The organism is Stackebrandtia sp. (assembly GCF_035643755.1).
Classification (GTDB): Bacteria; Actinomycetota; Actinomycetes; order Mycobacteriales; family Micromonosporaceae; genus Stackebrandtia.
The window spans coordinates 1-16,970 of sequence record NZ_DASQPW010000157.1; the positions used below are offsets into that span (position 1 = coordinate 1).

The window sequence follows — 16,970 nt, forward strand, 5'->3', positions numbered from 1 at the left end:
GGCCACTTCGGCGACGGTGGCCGGGAGGCGCAGGGCGCCGTCGGGTCCCCACACCAGGGCCAGCGCGCGCAGCCGGGCGATCACGCCGGGCACCGGCGCCAGGTCCTGGGTCAGGGTCGCCAGCCGGTCCACCGAGGTCACGGGGCCGCCGTCGTCCTCGGTGGCCACCAGCCGCAGGCCGTCCAGCACCCGCAGCGACAGCTCGTCCACAGTGTCCAGGGCCCGCGACACCGACAGCGAGGTGCGGGCCCGATCCGCCAGGGCGCCCAGATGAGCGGGGGCGGGTACGGCCAGATCCGGGCGCCGGCGCAACAGCTCAGCCAGTGCCTCGTCGTCGAAGGACCGCAGCGTCCCGGTGAGGGACGGCGGTGCCGCGGATCGTGTGGCCATCGGCTCCAACGTTACGTCGATGGGGCGACGCCGCGGCCGGATGGGAGCGCGCGCATCCCGCCCGACGGCGTGAGACACTAGCTCCCATGACGGATACTCGGCGCACCCGCATCAAGCCGGTCAAGGACGGCAAGCTGCCCATCAGCGAACTCACCTCGCCCGTGACCGCCGCCGGTTCGCCCTTCGGCGTCGACCAGACGTTCCCGCTGCCGGTCGACCAGCTGGACTACGAGCACTCCGAGCCGGTGCCGACCCGACAGCGCTGAGCCGCACCACATCCGACGAAACGCCGATGCCCACGATGGACGTCGGCGTTTGGATTGCCCCCAGACAGAGGAATGGCCCGCTGGAGGGGGGGATTCCAGCGGGCCATATACAGGGGCCCGGCTCCGGGGGGGATGACGAGCCGGGCCCGCCCAGCGGCTACGGGGGGAGGCAACCGCTGAGGTCTCAACGACACCGGCGCCGAAGGGAGGAAAAGCGCCGTGAGCCGTATGGGATCAAGCATGCCTGATCCATTTCACATCGTCCACACCTGGAGACAAGAACCACGGTATGTGACCGGTTGATACCCGTGAGCTGCTTGGGGTCGCGGTACTAGACTCGGGCCGCATGAGCCAACCCACGGCGACCGGTGCGGCGTTCTTCGATCTGGACAAGACGATGATCGCCAAGTCGAGCGCGCTGGCCTTCGGTCGCCCGCTCTATCACGGTGGCCTGATGGCGCGGCGCGACGTGTTGAAGGCCGCCTACGCCCAGCTGGCGTATCTCATCGCGGGCGCCGACGAGGACCAGATGGCGCGCACCCGCGACTATCTGGCCCAGCTGTGCCGGGGCTGGCAGGTGGAGCAGGTCAGCCAGATCGTCGCCGAGACGCTCGGCGAGCTGATCGATCCGTACATCTACGCCGAGGCGGTCGCCCTGGTCGCCGAGCACCGCTCGGCCGGGCGCGACATCGTGCTGGTGTCGGCGTCGGGCGAGGAGATGGTGCGCCCCATCGGCCGGTTGTTGGGCATCGACAACGTCATCGCCACCCGAATGGTGATTGAGGACGGACGCTACAGCGGCGAGATCGCCTTCTACGCCGCCGGACCGGGCAAGGCCGAGGCCATGGGGCGCTTCGCCGCCGAGCACGGCTACGACCTCAAGGATTGTTACGCCTACTCCGATTCCGTCTCCGACGTGCCGATGCTGGAGGCCGTGGGCCACCCGACCGCGGTGAACGCCGACCGGGGGCTGCGCAAGCTGGCCCTGGAACGCGGCTGGCCGATACTGAGCTTCAAGCACCCGGTGTCGTTGCGGCGCAGGGTGGCGGCGCTGCGGCACCGGCCCGCGGTGCCGGCCACGGTGGTGGCCGTCGGGGTGGGCGCGGCGATCGCGGCGGGGCTGATCTGGTACTCCCGCAAGAAGAAGCGCCGCGCCGCGCGGGCCTGAGCGCGACCCGCGCGGCGCGCGGGAGTCCTATTCGAACATCGCGCCGAAGCGGCCCACCATGAGGTCGGCGCCCTTCATCTCGGAGGTCCAGGCGGCGTCCTGCATGCCCATGCCGTCGATGTAGGAGGCGCCTCCCTTGGGACCCAAGGGAAGGACGATGCCGTCGCCGTTGGGGGCCTCGAGGCGGGTGAGCTCGCCGCCGTTGAGGCGGGCCTGGATGTTGGACGCGGCGATGCGGCCGTGGTCGCCGGCGGCCTTGGCGGTGTCGCGGCCCGGCGTGGCGGCCAGGTCGCCGATGGCGAAGACGTTGTCGAAGCCGTCGATCGTCAGGTGCTCGGTGACGGCGATGCGGCCGTTGTCTCCGCGGGCGGCGGCCAGCTCGTCGGACAGGTAGGCGGTGTCGGGAGCGCCTCCGTAGCAACGGAACCAGATGTCGGCGGTCAGGGCGCGGCCGTCGGTGGTGGTGGCGTCGAATGTGGAGGCCGTGCCCGCGGGGGCGGGCGGCTCATCGGTCAGGCGGGTGCCCAGGACCAGGTCGATGCCGCGCTCGGCGAGCTGGCGGCGCAGCTCGGTGCGGAACTCGTCGGCGAAGAGGCCGGACAGGATGTCGTCGGCGGGGTCCACAATGGTGATCTTCTTGTCGGGCCACACCTCGGAGATCTCGCCGGCCAGTTCCAATCCGACGGCACCGGCGCCCAGCACGAGGACGCGGTCGGCTCCCGTCAGCTCCCGGTGGGTGTCGCGGTAGCGCGACTGGGCCTCTTCCGCGGGAGTGTGGTCGATCTTGGCGGGGAAGGGGTAGGAGAGCCCGGTGGCCAGGACGATGTAGTCGGCGGCGATCCGCTCGCCGGAGTCCAGGGTCACGGAGGCGGCGTCGACGTGGGTGGCCCGGGCGCGGGCGAAGCGTCCGCGGGTCAGCAGCTTGTCGAAGGGGAAGAAGATCTGCTCGCTCCACCGCGGGTCGACGACGCCGCGCAGCGCGCCGACGTTGTGCGCGAAGGCGTCCCGCGGGTCAATGAGGACGACGTCGGTGACCTCGTCGAGCTGTTTGGCGGCGGTGATCCCGCCGTAGCCTCCGCCGATGATGGCAACGGTCATGGTGAGCTCCTAGTTCGTATAGCGAAATGTTCGCGGCACAAACTACCATAGTTCGTGGCACGAACGATCGTCAAGTACAGTGGTGGCATGGACTTCTCCGGGGCACTGATACAGGTCGCGCACCTGGTTGACAGTGCCTTCGCCGAGGGCTGTCGGGTGTGCGGTCTCACGGCGCAACAGGGGAAGCTGTTGTGCCAGCTGAACTTCGGGCCGATGGGCATGGGATGCCTGTCCCGGAAGCTCGACCTGGAGAAGTCCAGCGTCTCCGGGCTGGTGGACCGCGTGGAGCGGCAGGGCCTGGTGAAGCGGGTGCGCGACCCCCACGACCGCCGCGCCTGGGCCGTGGAACTCACCGACACCGGACAGCGGATGGCGCACCGCACCCACGAGGAGATCGGCGCCCGGATCGGCGCGCTGGGCGAGGCCCTGAAGCCCGCCGAGCGCGAGGCGCTGACGCGCTTCGTCGCCGACATGGCCGAGTCCCGCAACGCCCCGGCATTCTGAGAAGGGCCCACCCGCGTGGGTCGACGGCACGATGGGGAAGATCAATTCGTCCATCTCAATGGTTGAATTCGCACCGCGACCCACGCGAACGGGAGTCCTTACCTTCCGAGGAACTTCTCGACGGAGGCACGGATTCCCTCGGAGTCGAGTCCGTGCCAGTGATCGTGGTCATCGGCGGTGCCGAACCGGTGCAGATCGGTCCGGGCGACGCCCAGCGACAGCAGGCGATGTGGACGGTCGGAGAGGTCGCGGTTGATCAGCCAGTCAGAGGTGCCCGCCAGGTACGGCTCGACCAGGACGATCGTGTCGTTGCCCAGGTCGCGCAGGGTGCGGGTGTCGAAGGGGCGCACGGTGGAGGCGTAGGCGACGGTGACGTCCAGGTCCGCCACGGCCGCCAGGGTGTTGTCGAGCATCGGGCCCACCGCGACCACGGTGGCGTCCGAGCCGCGGCGCAGCACCGCGAGCCTACCGTCCGACGTCGCGTGTGCCTCGGCGTTGCGGCGCAAGGAAAGCCGCAGGTACTCGGCGTGGTCGCCCGCGGCGGCCGCGCGCAACGGGGCGGCGACCTCGGCGGGGTGGCCCGGCACGTGCACCGTCCACCCGGGAATGCTGTCGAGCAGGGCCACGTCCCTGGGGCTGAAATGCGTGTAGCCGCCCTCGGCCCAGTCATAGGACGCGCCGACGCTGGCCAGGATCGCCCCCGCGCCCTGGTGCCCGAGGTCCAACTTGACCTGTTCGAAGGCCCGCTCGACGAGGAACGGCGCGTAGCTGTGGACGACGGGTCGCAGGCCCGACAGCGCCAGCCCGCCCGCCACGCCCACCATGAGCTGCTCGCGAATGCCCACATTGATCACTCGGTCGGGGTGATCGGCGGCCGCCTGTTGAAAGCGGCCCTCGCCCGCGGAGATGTCGGCCAGCACCAGGGCCAGCCGGGGGTCGTCGTCCAGCAGCGCACTGGTTTCGGAGATGAAGACGTCCCGCATGGCCAGCGAACCGTCGTCGGCTTTCATCGGATGGGAGCGCATGGTGAGTCCTTAGTGGGAGGTCGCGATGACGGCGTGCGGCGCGGCGCCGGTGTGGGAGGTGAGCGCGCGGTACAGCGCGTCGTGGTCGGTGGCCTCGACGGTGGCGGCCGTCCAGCCCTGGGCGGTGAAGCGCGAGGCGATGCCGCCCGGCCAGCCGTGGGTGGCCGAGGCGTTGTCCACCACGACGGCGGTGAGAGTGGACAGTCGGGTGGCGCCCGCGTAGGCCAGCGCCTCGTGGTTGGAGCCCTCGTCGAACTCGGCGTCCCCCAACAGGACGTAGACGCGGGGGCGGTCGAGCCCCTGGGCGCGCAGGCCCAGCGCGGTGCCGATGCCCAGCGGAAGGCCGTGGCCCAGCGAGCCCGCCGAGACCTCGACGCCCGGGACGCGGGTGCGGTCGGGGTGGGCGCCCAGCGGCGAATCCGCGGCCGCCACGGCATCCAGCCAGTCGGCGGGGATGAAGCCCTTGGCCGCCAACACGGCGAAGTAGGACCCGGGGCCGTGGCCCTTGGACAGCAGGAAGCGGTCGCGCTCGGGATCGTCGGGACGGCGCGGATCGACGCGCAGCACCCGGTCGTACAGCACCCACAGGGCGTCCAGCGTGTAGGTGTTGATCGGGTAGCGGGGATCGACGACGGTGCGCCGCGCCAGGCGGAGGGCGTCGTCGAAGGTGGCGGTGGCGGTCATGGGGCTAGACTGCGACTTGAAGTTAGGTTGAAGTCAAGACAGTGTGGGGTACATCATTGACGCCCAAGGACGATCTCAGCATCGGTGACTTCGCGGCGCGGGCGGGGGTTCCCGCCTCGGCGCTGCGCTTCTACGAGAACCGCGGCCTGATCAGGTCGCGGCGCACCAGCGGCAACCAGCGCCGCTACGCGCGCGCCGAACTGCGCCGCGTCGCGTTCATCCGTACGGCGCAACAGATCGGGCTGTCCCTGGAGGAGATCGCCGACGCCCTGGCCGAGCTGCCCGAGTCCCGCACCCCCAACAGGTCCGACTGGGCGCGGCTGTCGGAGCACTGGAAGGATCGGCTCAACTGGCAGATCGACATGCTCGTCAAGGTGCGCGACAAGCTCACCGACTGCATCGGCTGCGGGTGCCTGTCGTTGAGCAGCTGCCGTCTGGTCAACCGCGACGACCACATCGCCAGCCACGGACCCGGCCCCCGCCGCCTGATCGAGGGCTGAGGCTATCTTGAGGTCCCAACCGCGGCAATGGAGAGGTCAGGGTTCGGTCTGGTGCGTGGAGCTTATTCACTCGGCGTCGATTTGGGCACCTCGCACACCGTTACGGTGCTGCGGGGGCGCGACGGACGGGTCAAGCCGCTGCTCACCGACGGCCAGCCGCTGTTCCCGTCGGCGGTGTTCCGGGACGAGGCGGGGGTCCTCCATGTCGGACACGACGCGGTGCGGCTGGCGCAGATCGACCCCGCGTGCTTCGAGCCCAACCCGAAGCGACGCATCGCGGAGGGCACCGTCCTGTTGGGCGGACACGAGGTCCGCGCCGAGCAGCTGCTCACCGCCGTACTGTCCAGTGTGGCCACAAAGGCGTGGGAGGTGGGCGCCAAGGACCCGCGGGTGGTGCTGACCGTGCCCTCGCGCTGGGCGGCCTCGCGGCGGCAGATCCTGCTCCAGGCGGCCCTGTGGTCGGGGCTGGGCGAGGTGGCCATGGTCCCCGAGCCCGTGGCCGCCGCATTCTACTATGTGGACATTCTCGGCCAGCGCATCCCGCCTGGCGCCACCATCGCGGTGTTCGACTTCGGCGGCGGCACCCTGGACGTGGCCGTGGTGCGCCGCGAACCGCACGGCGGATTCACCGTGCTGGCCGACGGCGGGCTGGACGACCTGGGCGGGGTCGACGTGGACGCCGCGCTGGTGGAACACATCGGACTCCAGCTGCGGGAGCGCCACCCACTACTGTGGACGAGGCTGACGCGTCCGCGGACCCCTTGGGACCGAAGGATTCGGCGCCAGTTCTGGGACGATGTGCGCGGCGCCAAGGAGATGCTGTCGCGCTCCAGCACGGCCCCCGTCGTGATCCCCGACAGCGACGAGGCGGTGCATCTCACCCGCGAGGAGCTCGAGACCGTCGCCACGCCGATGCTGCGCCGCGCGGTGGACGAGACGACGCGGGTGGTGAACGCGGCGCGGGGCAGGACGGGGCTGAACGGGATGTTCCTGGTGGGCGGCTCGAGTCGGATTCCCCTGGTGGGCCGCATGCTACACACCGCGCTCGGTGTCGCGCCCACCACATTGGAACAACCCGAGCTGCCCGTCGCCGAGGGAAGCCTGATGGCCGTCGGCAACGGTTTCTGAGGCTCGGCGGCTAGGCGGGAAACCAGCGGCGCCCCTGGAGGGGCGAGGGCTCGGAGGTCACGTGGCCGCCGCGGCACAACAGGCGCAGCATCCGCTCCAGATAGGACCGCGCGCAGTCCAGGGTGCGCTCGAGCTGAACGGTGGTGAGCCCGTGCGGATTCGCCGCCACCACCGCCAACACCTCGGCCCCCGCGGGACGCGGGGACAGACCGCTAGCTGGCTGGGGGCGCAGGAACCAGCGGGTGTCCAGGCCGAGTCCGAAGACGACGGTGCCCACCAATCGCTTGCGCTTCAACGCGTACAGTCGCGCGGCCACGGTGATGTGGTCCAGCGGCGTCGCGTCCAGGATGTCGCCGATGCTCGCGCCGTCCAACCGTTCGCACAGGATATCCACAATGGGCGCGACCTCGGCATGGGCGAACCCTGGCAACCACAGCGCGCTGCGCGGGCGCCGATCCCGCGGCACGGGCCCCGCCAGCCCCTGGGTCTCCAGCTCCAACAACTGACGCAGCGTCCAGTCGTGCCGTCGCCCGACGGCGGCCGCCAGGTTCGGTACGGTGAGCCCGTCGGCATCGGCGTTCAGCGCCTCCACCAGCGCGGCGCGGGTCGCCAGGGTCTCGCGGCGCCGCTCGTGCGCCCAGTCCAGGGACGAGCGCGGGATCGCTCGGGGCGGCACGTACGCAGAGTCATCGATCGGAAGCGCGGGGGTCACGGCGTCATGATCTCACATTCGCATATGCCTAACTACTGTTCGTTGTTAATCCTGTGTGGAGGTCCAAGGTGAAGATCGGCGAGGCCACAACCATGGCGCGGCAATGGGTCACCGAGCACCTGGAGGGCGAACCCGACTTCGACGGCGCCTACCTGGTCGGCTCGACCACGACCCTTCCCCCCGACGCCGACCTCCCCACGGGATCCGATGTAGACATAATGGTCGTCAAGCCCCGCCCGCCCGCCACCAAGCTCGGCAAGTTCCGCCACCGAGGCGTACTGCTGGAGGTCAGCTATCTGACCACCGACCAGCTCGCCGACGCCACCACTGCCCTGTCGAACTACCACGTCGCCGCTGGCCTGAACGGCGCCACCATCCTCGCCGACCCCCACGGCCACCTGACAACCCTGCATCACGAGGTCGCGGCCCGCTTCCGCGACGAACCCCAGGTGCGCCGCCGCTGCCAATCCGCCCGCGACAACGCCACCCGCATGCTCCACGGCGCCCAACAACCCTCTCCCTCGACGGCACAACGATCGAAGGAGCGGGACCAGCGCGAGTCGACGGCCGACGTCCAGGCGCCAGCTTCGGGAATCTCCCCCTCGACGGCAGGACAGGCGGGGGAGTGTCACCAGGACGCGTCGACGGGCGGCGTCCAGGCGCCAGCTTCGGTGGCCTCCCCCTCGACGGCAGGACAGGTGGGGGAGGGAGATCAGGGCAATGGGGAGGTCGGGGTGTGTGGCGCCCATGCGCCAGCGTCGGGGAGCTCCCCCTCCAGGGCGGAGGAGCCAGCGGGGCAAGGTGGCCAGGGCGCTGAGGCGGCGAGGCTCGGCGAGGGTAAGGCGCGACCCACGGGGGCCTCCCCCTCGACGGCAGCTCGGTCGGGGGAGTGTCACCAGGGCGAGTCGAGGGGTGGCGTCCAGGCGCCAGGATCGGGGGCCGTCCCCGAAACAGCCGATGTCTCAAGGGAACGAGACGAGTCCACTGAGGCGTCGGCGGCTTCTTCCCGTTGGTTGCCGCGGTCGGGGGAGGTCGCTGGGACGCAGCGGGTGATGAGTTGGCTGTTCGGCACGGGCGTCACCACGCACGTGGTCCTGGTGGCGGGGTTGCGCAATCCGACCGTTCGGCTGCGGTACCTGGCCGCCCGCGAGGTGTTGGAGGCGTATGGGCGGGGAGATTTTCACGAGGAGCTGTTGGGGCTGTTGGGGTGCCGCGACATGACGGGGTCGCGCGCAGCCGAGCATCTCGAGCGGTTGGCCGTCGTGTTCGACGCGACCGTGGCCGTGGCGCGCACCGCGTTTCCGTACAGCTCGGACGTCACCGCCGCGGCGCGCCCGATCGCCATCGACGGGACCGCCAAGCTAATCCGCGCGGGCGACCACCGCGAGGTGGTGTTCTGGATAGCGGCGGGATTCGCGCGGTGTCAGACGATCCTGGAGGTCGACGATCCCGAGGCGGCCGAACGGTTCGCGCCGTACCTCGCCGAGCTGCTGGGCGATCTCGGCATCGCGTCGGTCGGTGATGTGGACGCGAGGGCGCGGCGAAGCCTCGAGTTCCTGCCGCGGGTGTGGGACGTGGCCGAGGAGATCATGGCAGCCAACCCCGACGTCGTCCGTCAGTCCAGCCGATAGATGAAATGCTCGACCGTGCCGTGCACGTGCACGTCGGGCACCGTGATCGACTTAGCGCGCTTGAACCCGCACTTCTCCAGCAGCCGCCACGAGCCGACGTTGCGGGCGGCGGGGTCGGCGCACAGCGGGCGCCAATGCGCCAGCTCCAGGAACTCCCGCATCGCGGCGGTGCCGATGCCCCGCCCCCAGAAGTCGCGCCCGTACACGTAGCCGATCCAGCGCTCACCCTCCTGCTCCCAGCACGCGATGTTGCCCGCGACCTCGCCGTCGACGACGACCGTGCGGTTGAACGTGGTCGGATCGGCGAGGTTCTTGGTGAAGCGCGCCATGAAGACGGGGCGGGGCCGCGAGGCGAAGTTCATGCGGTGCGCGGCCTCGGAGTCCTGCTCGTGGTTGAAGAAGATCTCGAGGTCGGACTCGGTGATCTCGCGCAGCTGGATGGCGGGGGTGTCGGTCATGCCGCGAGTGTGTCAGCCGCCTGCGACATCGACCGACGCCTCCTCGGGCAGCGGCTTCACGGGCGGCGCCACGAACTTGTAGCCCACCTGGCGGACGGTGCCGATCATGGATTCGTTCTCGCTGCCGAGCTTGGCGCGCAGCCGCCGCACGTGGACGTCCACGGTGCGGGTGCCGCCGAAGTAGTCGAAGCCCCAGACCTCCCGCAGCAGCTGGTCGCGGGAGTAGACGCGGCCGGGGTGCTGGGCGAGGAAGCGCAGCAGCTCGAACTCCTTGTACGTCAGGTCGAGCGCCCTGCCCTTGACCCGCGCGGCATAGGTCTCGTGGTCGATGGTCAGGTCGCCGACCCGAATCGTCGTGTGGTCGGACTCCGCGATCGGCTCGCCGCGCCCGCCCGCCAGCCGCAGCCGCGCCTCCACCTCCCCGGGCCCCGCGCCCGTGAGCATGAAGTCGTCGACGTCCCAGTCGGGGTGGATCGCCGCCAGCCCCGCGTCGGTGACCACCGCGAACAGCGGGACCGTGAGCCCGCCCGCCCGCAGCACGCGGCAGGTGGCGCGGGCCTCGGACAGGTCGGTGCGGGCGTCGACCAGGACGGCGTGCGCCTGGTGCGGGTGGGACAGCAGCACGCCGACGTCGGGCCGCGCGCACGTGGTCTGGTGGGGGAGCAGATCGAGCGCGGGGAGCACGGTCCCGGCGGCGTCGCCCGAGGCCAGGTTGGTGAGAACTATCAGATCCACGGTTTCCTCCGCAGCCCGTCCGTGCCGTTGCGTTCCCTCGACGACGACGGCGAGGAAAACGGTCGGCACCCGTTGCCGGTTCATCACAGCCTATCGGCGCCGACCCCCGCCGCCAAGCCCACACGCCCGACAGCCTTTAATCTGGGCGGGTGACCGATCCATACCGTCGCCCCGGCGGGCCCCGCCCGAGCCGCTTCGAGCCGCGGCGCCCGACGCACCCCCCCGCGCTGGACGCGACGGACGAGTTCGCGCTCGTCGCCGAGGTGGGACCGCCCCTCGACCACGGCGACATACCCGACCCCGCCAAGGACCACACCCTCCCGCCCCACACGCCGACGGCGTGGGGACGCTTCCTGGTCGTGCTGGTCACGGCCTTCATCACGGGCGGCCTGCTGCTGGTCTCGGGCCTGCCGCGCTGGGTCTTCACCCTGGCGGTGCTGGCGCTCCAGCTGGTCCTGGTCGCCGCGTACGTCCGCCTGCGCAAACCCGCGGGCCCCATGGTGATCGGCCTCGTCGGCGTGATGGCGTCCCTGGTCGCCGACTGGATCGCGCTGGCCTCGCAGCCGCTGTCGCTGGACAACCTGATGTACGTGATCGCCGGGGCCTTCGGCCTGGCGATCGTCGGCCAGTTGTTCCGCACCGACGGCCGCACCGAACTCACCGTCTCGCTCGGCTCGGCGGTCTTCGTGGCCGCGTCGGTGTGCGGCTACGCCACCTGGATCGGCCTGTTGCGGCAGCCCGGGGGCCTGGCCGCCATGTGGATCGGCGCCATCGCCATCGGCGCGGCGATCATGGCCGCGCGGGCCTGCGACATCACGCTTCCCAAGCCCCGCATCAACCGCCAGGTGCCGCGCGGCGCGTTCGGCGTGGTGATCGGCGCGATGGTGGGCACCGCCGTGGCCGCGTACGCCGCGACCGTGCTGGACGGACCCACCCCGCCGCGCGCCGCCCTGGGCGGCCTGGTGATCGGTCTGGTCGCGGTCCTGGCGGATCTCGCGGTGGGCTACATCCAGGCGGGGCGCCGGATCGCGGGCGAGGGCGTGGCACTATGGCCTGTGCGTCACAGCCTCGGGCCGGTGCTGGCGTTCGGCGCGGTGGCCCCCGTGGCGTACCTGCTGAGCGTGTACTACATCGCTCGCGGCTGACCCCCCTCGGACGAAGTCCACAGGAGACTCATCAATGGCGAAACGTCCCCGCAAGAAGCTCATCGTCCTGCTCATCAGCCTCGTCGTGCTGATCGCGCTCGTGGTGATCGGTGACCGGGTGGCCGCGGCCGCCGCCGAGGGCAAGCTGTCCGACGCCGTGGCCGACAAGGTCACGTCCTCGGGCGCCGACATGAAGCGGCCGCCGGACGTCAGCATCACGGGCTTCCCGTTCCTGACCCAGGTGATCGGCGGCGAGTACTCCGAAATCGACATCACCCTCACCGACGTCAGCGACGAGGACATCTCGATGCCCAAGGTCGACATCAAGGCCATGGACGTCACCGCCGCCGCCTCCGACGTGGTCAACGGCAGCGGCCCGATCACCGCGGGGAGCATGAAGGCCACCGCGAACGTCTCCTACGACAGCTTCACCTCGAAGCTGGAGGACATCACCGACACCAAGATCACCCCGAAGGACGGCAAGCTCAACGTCGAGGCCACCGTCAACGTGCAGGGCCGCGCCATCGCCGTCGTCGGCACCGCCGCCGTGACCATCGCGGACAACAAGCTGTCCCTGCAGGCGGAGAACTTCCAGCCCAAGGACGCCCAGCTGCCGCCCGGCAGCGACCAGATCCTCAACAATCTGTCGCAGTCGTTCAACCGGCAGATCCCGCTTCCCGACCTTCCGTTCGATTTGAAGCTCAGCGACCCCCAACTCAACGAGAATGACATCGCGTTGACCGCGACCGCCAAGGACGTCCCGTTGAGTTCCTGACCGGCGGGAGGCTTATGGGCGGTTTGTGGATGACGCTGATGCGATACAGCGTCCCCAGACACTAGATAAGAGGAGAGACCATTGGCCCCGCACGTCAATCGATCGCGCCGTCGCCGGCGCGGTGTGATGGCAGCGGCTACGGTCCTGGCAGTCGGCGGAGCCACCGCCGCGGTCTGGACGGGTTACGCCTACGCCGATACGCCCACCGACCGGCAGGCCGAGTTTTCCTCGGCCGCCGGCGAATTTAGCGTGCCGAGCAGCGTGCTGCTCGGCGTTTCTTATATGGAATCCCGCTGGATCGACCACGCCGGTCAGTCCTCCACCGGTGCCGGCTACGGCCCGATGCACCTCACCGACGCCAAGGCGGCCAACGCCTCCGACCGTCCCAGCAGCGAATTCGACAACACCGACCCGCGAGGCGACGCCCGCCGCCCGATGAAGGTCCCGGGCGGCGAGGGCAAGGCGGCCACGGGCGCGCGGTACGAGACCGCGGCCGAGGCCGCCAAGCTCACCGGCGCCTCGACGAAGTCGTTGCGCACCAACCCGTTCCAGAACATCCGGGGCGGCGCGGCCCTGCTGGCCGAGTACCAGAAGGACCTCGGCATCGACTCCAGCGACCCGGCCGACTGGTACGGCGCGGTCGCGAAGTACTCCGGCGCGGACGACGCGGCCTCGGCCGCCCGGTTCGCCGACGACGTGTTCGCCACCATTCACGACGGCGCCACGATGAAGACCGACGACGGAACCGTCCGCCTGAAGGCCGACGCGGTGAAGCCCCACCGCGACGAGGTGAAGTCGCTGGATCTCAAGGCCGAGAAGAAGGGCAAGACCGAGTGCCCGAGCTCGCTGAAGTGCGAGTCGGTGCCGGCGCCCTACGAGAAGTACGGCGACAACCCCGGCGACTACGGCAACCACGATCAGGCGAACCGTCCCAAGGACGGGCTGAAGATCACCCACATCGTCATTCACGACACCGAGACCAGCTACACCAACGCGTTGAAGCTGGTGCAGGACCCGACCTACCTGGCGTGGAACTACACGGTGCGGTCGTTCGACGGCCACATCGCCCAGCACCTGCAGAGCAAGGACGTCGGCTGGCAGGCCGGCAACTGGTCGATGAACATGCACTCGATCGGCGTCGAGCACGAGGGCGTGGCCGCCGACGGCTCCTGGTTCACCGAGGAGATGTACCAGTCCTCGGCGAAGCTGGTGAAGTACCTGTCGAAGAAGTTCGACATCCCGATGGACCGCGCCCACATCATCGGCCACGACAACGTGCCGGGGCTGACCCCCGCGAGCATCAAGACGATGCACTGGGACGACGGGCCGTTCTGGGACTGGGCGCACTACTTCGACCTGATGGGCGCCCCGCTGAAGGCCGGCGACGGCAAGAACGGCCTGGTCGAGGTGAACCCCGACTACTCCAAGAACACCGCGGAGTTCACCGGCTGCGACGCGGCCAACCCCGAGGGCACGTGCGGCGAGAACCGCCCGTCCGCGGTGGTGTTCGTCCGCAGCCAGCCGAAGGCCGACGCGCCGCTGCTCAACGACCCGGGTTATCAGCCGGACGGCACCCCGTCGACCAACAAGGTCTACGACGTGGGCAGCCGGGTCGGCACCGGGCAGAAGTTCGTCACCGCCGGACAGGACGGCGACTGGACCGCGATCTGGTACCTGGGTCAGAAGGGCTGGGTGTTCAACCCGAAGGACAACCCCTCGCTGATCCCGGCCACCGGGCACACCATCACGCCCAAGGCCGACGGCACCAAGGTGTACGGCGGGACCTATCCCGAGGCCGCGGCCTACGACGGCACCGGGGTTCCGGTGCAGGATCTGGCGGCGCTTCCGTACACATTGAACAAGGAGCAGTCGTACAGCTCGCCGGGCGACAAGCTCACCGGGCAGTATTTCTACGCCAAGACCTTCGAGGGTCCGAACAAGCTGGTCAACGGCCAACGGGTCTTCTATCAGGTGCAGATCGGCGGCCGTTTGATGTTCGTCGACGCCAATGACGTGGAGATTCACTAGGTTGTCCGATGGGCCCCTATTCCGGGTATTGATCTATTAGTGTGGGTCTATTCGTCGCCTCGCGGCGGCGGATAGCCCCCTGTAATACCCCCAAGGAGAGCCCGGCACATGGCTGAAATAAACACCCCTTCACAAGAAAAAACCCGGCCGGCGAAGACCGGCCGTCGCAAACGGCGCCTGTGGATCGCCGCCACCACCGCGGTGGCGGCGGTGGCCGCCTCGCTGGTCGCGTTCGGCACCGCCTCGGCCGACGACAACCCCCAGGGCATCGACGTCTCCGCCCACCAGGGCGCCGTCGACTGGGGAGCCGTCGCCGGCTCCGGCAAGCAGTTCGCGATGATCAAGGCCACCGAGGGCACCGGCTACATCAGCGGCAGCTTCGGCGACCAGTACGTCGGCTCCTACAACGCCGGCCTGATCCGCGGCGCTTACCACTTCGCGCTTCCGGACGCCTCGTCCGGGGCCGACCAGGCGAACTACTTCGCCGACCACGGAGGCGCCTGGTCGAAGGACGACCACACCCTCCCCGGCTCGCTCGACATCGAGTGGAATCCCTACGGCGACACCTGCTACGGCAAGTCGCAGGGCGACATGGTCGCCTGGATTCACGACTTCGTCAACACCTACAAGAACCGCACCGGCCGCGACGCGATCATCTACACCGCCGCCAGCTGGTGGAACCAGTGCACCGGCGGTTCCGGCGACTTCGCCGCGACCAACCCGTTGTGGGTCGCCCACTACGGCGTGAACTCCCCGGCCATTCCCGGCGGGTTCTCGGTGTACACCTTCTGGCAGTTCACCTCGACCGGATCGGTTCCGGGCGTGGGCGGCAACTGCGACGTCAGCACCTTCAACGGCAGCCACGACCGGCTGCTGGCGCTGGCCAACGGCACCTGATCCAACGGACCGGACGATAAGACACCGGGGCGGACGCACCAGCAAGGCGTCCGCCCCGGTGTTGTGTACGGATCAGGGTCGGCGGATCGGCCCGCGGCGGGACCGTCCCATGCGCCCAACGGTATGGCGGCGGGGAGGCCGCGGCTTCGTCCGGCGGGGCGAAAACGCCCTCCACCTGAGGTAGGACGCCGAGCCGCTCACGGAGACGAAAGTCGCGGTGCCGTTAATCCATCGACGTATTGTGATGGGGCTGGATAGCGGGACGTGGTGAAAGGCAAGGGATGTCGGAATTCCGGATCCTGGGGACCGTCGAGGCCGGAGAAGCCGGCCGCGACGTCGACCTGGGGCACGCCAAGCAGCGGGCGATCCTTGCCATCCTGCTGTCCGAGGTGAACCGGCCGGTGACGGCCGAGCAGCTGGAGTTTCGCGCCTGGGGCGACAGCGCCCCGCGCGGGGTGCGCAGCACGCTGTACAGCTACCTGTCGCGGCTGCGCGCCGCGGTGGGCGGCCTGTGCGAGATCGCGCGGCGCCAAGGGGGCTACGCGCTGCTCACCGAGCCCGAAAATATTGACCTATTTCGATTTCGCTCGCTGGTGTCGAGCGCCAAGGCGTCCACCGACGACGCCGTGGCGCTGCGGCTGTGGGACGAGGCCGTCGGCCTGTGGCGCGGGCCGGCCTTCGCGTGCCTGGACCTGCCGTGGCTGGACGGCCGCCGCACCGCCCTGGAGGCGGAGCGCTTCGCCGCGGTGCTGGACCGCAACGACCTGCGGCTGCGCGGCGGCGGGTCCGACGCGCTGCTGGCCTCGCTCGACGCCGAGGTGCGGCTGTATCCGATCCACGAACGCCTCGCCGCCCAGTACATGCTGGCCCTGTACCGCCACGGCCAGCAGACCGCCGCGCTCGATCACTTCCGCCGCCTGCGTTCCCGGCTGGCCGAGGAGCTGGGGGCCGAGCCCGGCGCGGCCCTGCAGCGCCTGCACCGCCGCATCCTGCGCTCGGACGCCGATCTGGTGCTCCCCGAGCCGCCGATCCACCCCGAGCCCCCGGTGTCGCCGGCGTCGCGCCCGGTGCCCCGGCAGCTGCCGCCGGTGCCGGCGAGCTTCAGCGGCCGGGAGGGTGAACTGACCACGATGGACGGTATGGCCGCCGCGCCGGCCGCGGTGCTGGCCATCAGCGGCGCGGGCGGCATGGGCAAGTCCTGGCTGACGCTGCGCTGGGCCCACCGCAACAGCGGCCGTTTCGGCGACGGCCAGCTGTACGTGAACCTGCGCGGCTTCGAACCCGCCGCGCCGCCGCTGCCGGTCGGCACCGCGCTGCGCACGATGCTGGTCGGCCTCGGCGCCGACCCCACCGCGATCCCCGGCGACCAGGACAGCCAGGTGGGTCTGTATCGCAGTCTGGTGGCGGGAAAGCGGATTCTCGTGGTGCTGGACAACGCCCGCGACGCCGCCCAGGTGGCGCCGCTGCTGCCCGGCGAGCCGGACTGCGTCACGATCGTCACCAGCCGCCGCGACCTGTCGGCGCTGGTCACCTCGCACGGGGCCCGCCGGCTCGGCCTGAACACCGTGGACGCGTCGCAGGCGCGGGCGATTCTCGCCAGCCACCTGGGCGAGCGGCGGCTGGACGCCGAGCCCGCCGCCACGAGCGAGCTGGTCGCCAGCTGCGAGGGCCTGCCGCTGGCGCTGGGCATCGTCGCCGCCCGCGCCGCCGGGCACCCCGACTTCCCGTTGTCCGCCCTGGCCGACGAGCTGGGGGACGCCCGCACCCGGCTGGACACATTGGACTCCGGTGAGCTGGCGGCCAGCCTGCGCGCCGTGTTCGCCGGT

17 protein-coding genes and 1 pseudogene are annotated in these 16,970 nt (G+C 70.2%); 11 read left to right on the forward strand and 7 right to left on the reverse strand.

Annotation, left to right across the window (positions count from 1 at the left end):
- Positions 1–390 (reverse strand): annotated as a pseudogene (locus tag VE172_RS11800) (helicase-associated domain-containing protein); the annotation flags it as partial.
- Positions 391–476: 86 nt separating this feature from the next.
- Here VE172_RS11800 and VE172_RS11805 point away from each other — a divergent pair.
- Both VE172_RS11805 and VE172_RS11810 read left to right on the forward strand, forming a co-directional pair.
- Positions 477–656, forward strand: coding sequence for a hypothetical protein (locus VE172_RS11805; RefSeq protein ID WP_324801606.1), 180 nt, complete (start codon positions 477–479; stop codon positions 654–656).
- A 346-nt stretch (positions 657–1,002) separates the two neighbouring features.
- Entirely contained in the window at positions 1,003–1,824 is an 822-nt protein-coding gene (locus VE172_RS11810; RefSeq protein WP_324801609.1) for an HAD family hydrolase, read from the forward strand.
- Positions 1,825–1,851: 27 nt separating this feature from the next.
- Here the strand turns inward: VE172_RS11810 and VE172_RS11815 are convergent, their stop codons facing one another.
- On the reverse strand, positions 1,852–2,922 hold the full coding sequence (locus tag VE172_RS11815) for an NAD(P)/FAD-dependent oxidoreductase (protein ID WP_324801612.1): 1,071 nt from the start codon (positions 2,920–2,922) through the stop codon (positions 1,852–1,854).
- A gap of 54 nt (positions 2,923–2,976) precedes the next feature.
- On the opposite strand from VE172_RS11815, the gene VE172_RS11820 reads away from it, so the two are divergent.
- Entirely contained in the window at positions 2,977–3,426 is a 450-nt protein-coding gene (locus VE172_RS11820; protein ID WP_324801615.1) for a MarR family winged helix-turn-helix transcriptional regulator, read from the forward strand.
- Between the two features lie 98 nt (positions 3,427–3,524).
- On the opposite strand, the gene VE172_RS11825 is transcribed toward VE172_RS11820, so the two are convergent.
- Complete coding sequence (locus VE172_RS11825; protein ID WP_349258350.1) at positions 3,525–4,409, reverse strand: transketolase family protein; 885 nt, start codon at positions 4,407–4,409, stop codon at positions 3,525–3,527.
- 51 nt (positions 4,410–4,460) lie between these two features.
- Positions 4,461–5,135, reverse strand: a complete 675-nt coding sequence (locus VE172_RS11830) for a transketolase (RefSeq protein WP_324801621.1) — start codon at positions 5,133–5,135, stop codon at positions 4,461–4,463.
- Positions 5,136–5,191: 56 nt separating this feature from the next.
- Between VE172_RS11830 and soxR the strand changes: the two genes are divergently transcribed.
- Positions 5,192–5,635, forward strand: coding sequence for a redox-sensitive transcriptional activator SoxR (gene soxR / locus VE172_RS11835; RefSeq protein ID WP_324801623.1), 444 nt, complete (start codon positions 5,192–5,194; stop codon positions 5,633–5,635).
- 51 nt (positions 5,636–5,686) lie between these two features.
- Positions 5,687–6,763 (forward strand): Hsp70 family protein, encoded by a 1,077-nt coding sequence (locus tag VE172_RS11840; RefSeq protein WP_324801626.1) that lies wholly within the window; start codon positions 5,687–5,689, stop codon positions 6,761–6,763.
- Positions 6,764–6,773: 10 nt separating this feature from the next.
- Here the strand turns inward: VE172_RS11840 and VE172_RS11845 are convergent, their stop codons facing one another.
- Positions 6,774–7,475 (reverse strand): MarR family transcriptional regulator, encoded by a 702-nt coding sequence (locus tag VE172_RS11845; RefSeq protein ID WP_324801629.1) that lies wholly within the window; start codon positions 7,473–7,475, stop codon positions 6,774–6,776.
- Between the two features lie 68 nt (positions 7,476–7,543).
- Here VE172_RS11845 and VE172_RS11850 point away from each other — a divergent pair, with 68 nt between their 5' ends.
- The gene (locus tag VE172_RS11850) at positions 7,544–9,106 is read left to right on the forward strand and encodes a hypothetical protein (protein ID WP_324801632.1); all 1,563 of its coding nucleotides are present in this window, start codon (positions 7,544–7,546) and stop codon (positions 9,104–9,106) included.
- Here VE172_RS11850 and VE172_RS11855 read toward each other — a convergent pair.
- Together VE172_RS11855 and VE172_RS11860 are read right to left on the reverse strand one after the other, a co-directional pair.
- On the reverse strand, positions 9,091–9,564 hold the full coding sequence (locus VE172_RS11855) for a GNAT family N-acetyltransferase (RefSeq protein WP_324801635.1): 474 nt from the start codon (positions 9,562–9,564) through the stop codon (positions 9,091–9,093). The two genes, VE172_RS11850 and VE172_RS11855, sit on opposite strands and share 16 nt — an antisense overlap.
- Positions 9,565–9,576: 12 nt before the next feature.
- Positions 9,577–10,299: a winged helix-turn-helix domain-containing protein gene (locus tag VE172_RS11860; protein WP_324801638.1), complete on the reverse strand. Its 723-nt coding sequence runs from the start codon at positions 10,297–10,299 to the stop codon at positions 9,577–9,579.
- Between the two features lie 149 nt (positions 10,300–10,448).
- Between VE172_RS11860 and VE172_RS11865 the strand changes: the two genes are divergently transcribed.
- The 5 genes from VE172_RS11865 to VE172_RS11885 form a co-directional block, all read left to right on the forward strand.
- The gene (locus VE172_RS11865; protein WP_324801640.1) at positions 10,449–11,444 is read left to right on the forward strand and encodes a hypothetical protein; all 996 of its coding nucleotides are present in this window, start codon (positions 10,449–10,451) and stop codon (positions 11,442–11,444) included.
- A gap of 34 nt (positions 11,445–11,478) precedes the next feature.
- On the forward strand, positions 11,479–12,219 hold the full coding sequence (locus VE172_RS11870) for an LmeA family phospholipid-binding protein (protein ID WP_324801643.1): 741 nt from the start codon (positions 11,479–11,481) through the stop codon (positions 12,217–12,219).
- 126 nt (positions 12,220–12,345) lie between these two features.
- Positions 12,346–14,247 (forward strand): N-acetylmuramoyl-L-alanine amidase, encoded by a 1,902-nt coding sequence (locus VE172_RS11875; RefSeq protein ID WP_324801646.1) that lies wholly within the window; start codon positions 12,346–12,348, stop codon positions 14,245–14,247.
- A 108-nt stretch (positions 14,248–14,355) separates the two neighbouring features.
- The gene (locus tag VE172_RS11880) at positions 14,356–15,144 is read left to right on the forward strand and encodes a lysozyme (RefSeq protein ID WP_324801649.1); all 789 of its coding nucleotides are present in this window, start codon (positions 14,356–14,358) and stop codon (positions 15,142–15,144) included.
- A 281-nt stretch (positions 15,145–15,425) separates the two neighbouring features.
- Positions 15,426–16,970 (forward strand): AfsR/SARP family transcriptional regulator (locus VE172_RS11885; protein ID WP_324801651.1); only part of this gene is annotated, 1,545 nt, incomplete at its 3' end.

Bases quoted from the DNA above. Each gene is read 5' to 3' on its own strand.
- VE172_RS11805 (WP_324801606.1), top strand. From the start codon at position 477: ATGACGGATACTCGGCGCACCCGCATCAAGCCGGTCAAGGACGGCAAG.
- VE172_RS11810 (WP_324801609.1), top strand. From the start codon at position 1,003: ATGAGCCAACCCACGGCGACCGGTGCGGCGTTCTTCGATCTGGACAAG.
- VE172_RS11815 (WP_324801612.1), bottom strand. From the start codon at position 2,922: ATGACCGTTGCCATCATCGGCGGAGGCTACGGCGGGATCACCGCCGCC.
- VE172_RS11825 (WP_349258350.1), bottom strand. From the start codon at position 4,409: ATGCGGGACGTCTTCATCTCCGAAACCAGTGCGCTGCTGGACGACGAC.
- VE172_RS11830 (WP_324801621.1), bottom strand. From the start codon at position 5,135: ATGACCGCCACCGCCACCTTCGACGACGCCCTCCGCCTGGCGCGGCGC.
- VE172_RS11855 (WP_324801635.1), bottom strand. From the start codon at position 9,564: ATGACCGACACCCCCGCCATCCAGCTGCGCGAGATCACCGAGTCCGAC.
- VE172_RS11870 (WP_324801643.1), top strand. From the start codon at position 11,479: ATGGCGAAACGTCCCCGCAAGAAGCTCATCGTCCTGCTCATCAGCCTC.
- VE172_RS11875 (WP_324801646.1), top strand. From the start codon at position 12,346: ATGGCAGCGGCTACGGTCCTGGCAGTCGGCGGAGCCACCGCCGCGGTC.
- VE172_RS11880 (WP_324801649.1), top strand. From the start codon at position 14,356: ATGGCTGAAATAAACACCCCTTCACAAGAAAAAACCCGGCCGGCGAAG.